This is a genomic window from Burkholderia sp. Ac-20392, from assembly GCF_017104585.1.
Lineage (GTDB): Bacteria > Pseudomonadota > Gammaproteobacteria > Burkholderiales > Burkholderiaceae > Burkholderia > Burkholderia lata.
Map to the genome: position 1 here is coordinate 1 of NZ_JAAGPB010000865.1, position 2,062 is coordinate 2,062.

Consider the following 2,062-nt stretch of genomic DNA (forward strand, 5'->3'; position numbering starts at 1 on the left):
TGCCCGCGACGACGCTGGGCCAGATCGTGCGGATGCTCGCCGTGCACGTCGACCCGCGCAGCGAGCGGCGTCGGCGCCGCGACAACCGGCTGTCCGCGAAGTCGCAGGCGTTGCTGCGCGCGGCGACGCTCGAGCGCCTGATGCACGACGACGACGGCGATCCGGCTGCCAATGTGTTCAGCCTGCGCACGATCGCGATGGCGACGCGCGACTTCAGCAGCAATCCGTCGAAGGCGCTGCGGCATGCGGGCGAGGCGCTCGTGATGGTGACCAAGTACAACCGGCCGATCGCGCTGCTCGTGTCGATCGACGACTGGAACCGGCTGCTCGGTGAAGTGCGCGAGACGAGCTTCTCGCGGCTGTCGTTCGATGCGGCGGTGACGCAGCAGGGTGTGCGCGCGGTCGGGTTGGGGGAGTTGTCGCGGGTCTAGCGTTTCGGCCGCGGTGACTGCCGGACACCGTCTTTATCGTGTGTCGCGCAACGCGCTGGCTGGATTCCGTTGCGCCGACATCGAAATACCTGCCAGCACGACCATGGAAGAAGGAACGGGGTGCTCGCCCGTCGCGGTTCATTGACGCTCGGGCTACACGGGATCAGTTGCCGGATAGCGTTATCCGTTGCTGCATTCCGGCATGAAGTACGTACGCCCGTGTACGCATCGAGGCCAGCCCATCGGCTTCAACTCGTGAGCCGTCGCACCCAGATGACCGACGTCCACGCGAAATTGCCGCTGCCGTAGCGTGCGATCAGCGTGTCGATACGCGTGTTGATCCGCGCCGAATGCACGCGGCAATGCACGATGAAATAGCCGCTGTTCACGCCGACGGCCGAGCCGTCCGGCAGCGTCGGGTTGCCGCCCTGCGCCGGCAGCAGGTATTCGGCGATGTCGCCGGTGCTGACGAAATAGGCGGTCGCGCGCCGGTCGACGAGCCGCTTCGCCTGACTCTGCGACAGTGTCGGAATCGCGGCGACGAGCACGGGTTCGGCGGCGGTGTTCGCGTTGACGACGGTCAGGTCGGGCAGGATCGTCACGAACGGCGCGATCGCGTCGATCGTTCGCGCGTCGTAGCCTGGAATGCGCGCGAGATCGTCGACGGACACGAGCTGCAGCGGCCAGCCGTCCGGGCCGTTCGCGTCGCGCAGCGAGCGCAGCATGTAGTCGGCCGTCGATTGCGCGAGCGCGGGATCGAGCGACAGTTGGCCGAGCAGGCGCCGGTACGCCAGCACGCCTTCGCCGCTGGACTGCCACGGCTTGCCGGGCGCGGCGCGCGACACGAGGTTCGTCAGGTTGAAGCGCGCCTGCGCGTCCTCGACGCTGCCGGAGATCCACGCGCGCGACAGCTCGGCGTTGACCGCCAAGGCGTCCGACGGCAACAGGTCAGAGAGCTGTACGTCGGCAACCGGCGCCGACCATGGCTGGCCGACGAACGTGACGTTCGACGTCGCGCTTTGCGCGCGCAGCGTCGCGCGTGCCCACTCGACCGCGGCGCGCTCGATCCACATCGTCTGCGTCGCGAGCCGCTGGTTCTCGACGTCGCGCGTCGCGACCTGCTGGCGCCACAGCACGCTGGCGGCAAGCGTGGCCGCCAATGCGACGACGAGCAGTACCGTCACGATCGCAATGCCGCGTTCGCGTCGAGCCCGCGCCGTCCTTCCTGTCCCGTATCGATGCATCCGCGTGCCTCCGCAGTGTCTGTCGGCGCGGTGCGCTCACACTTCGAACGCCAGCCACGCATGCGCGATGCTCGCATGCGCAGATGACGTGACGCCGAACAGCGCGGCGAGCCCCGCGACCCAGCATGCGAGCGTCGCGGGACGCATGCCGTCGTTTGCCAGCGGGCCGACCAGGCTGGCGATCGCGTGTGTACGCCACAGCAGCAGCACGAACAGCGCGCAGCCGACGGCCATCGCGATGCCGAACATGTGCGCCGCGACCGCCGGACGTCAGCAGGATTTCCTTCGCCGCGGCGCCTTCGACCGACTCGGTGACCGCCAGCAGCTTCAGCGCCTTCTGCGCGGTCAACTCGATGCTGTCCGCGTGCGCCTGGATCTCCACCTTGC

The 2,062-nt window shown here is 68.4% G+C and carries 2 protein-coding genes and 2 pseudogenes; 1 reads left to right on the forward strand and 3 read right to left on the reverse strand.

Annotated elements, in window-relative coordinates:
- Positions 1-431: pseudogene (locus tag G3N99_RS39110) on the forward strand (type II toxin-antitoxin system Phd/YefM family antitoxin); the annotation flags it as partial.
- A 248-nt stretch (positions 432-679) separates the two neighbouring features.
- Here the strand turns inward: G3N99_RS39110 and gspK are convergent.
- The 3 genes and pseudogenes from gspK to G3N99_RS39125 all read right to left on the reverse strand — a co-directional run.
- Positions 680-1,675 (reverse strand): type II secretion system minor pseudopilin GspK, encoded by a 996-nt coding sequence (gspK, locus tag G3N99_RS39115; RefSeq protein WP_174935743.1) that lies wholly within the window; start codon positions 1,673-1,675, stop codon positions 680-682.
- Between the two features lie 36 nt (positions 1,676-1,711).
- Positions 1,712-1,924, reverse strand: coding sequence for a hypothetical protein (locus tag G3N99_RS39120; protein WP_241012077.1), 213 nt, complete (start codon positions 1,922-1,924; stop codon positions 1,712-1,714).
- A pseudogene (locus G3N99_RS39125) lies at positions 1,905-2,062 on the reverse strand (DUF2345 domain-containing protein); the annotation flags it as partial. The pseudogene G3N99_RS39125 and the gene G3N99_RS39120, both read right to left, overlap by 20 nt.

Excerpts from the sequence above, each read along its gene's own strand:
- gspK (WP_174935743.1), bottom strand. The coding sequence starts at position 1,675 with ATGCATCGATACGGGACAGGAAGGACGGCGCGGGCTCGACGCGAACGC.
- G3N99_RS39120 (WP_241012077.1), bottom strand. The coding sequence starts at position 1,924 with ATGTTCGGCATCGCGATGGCCGTCGGCTGCGCGCTGTTCGTGCTGCTG.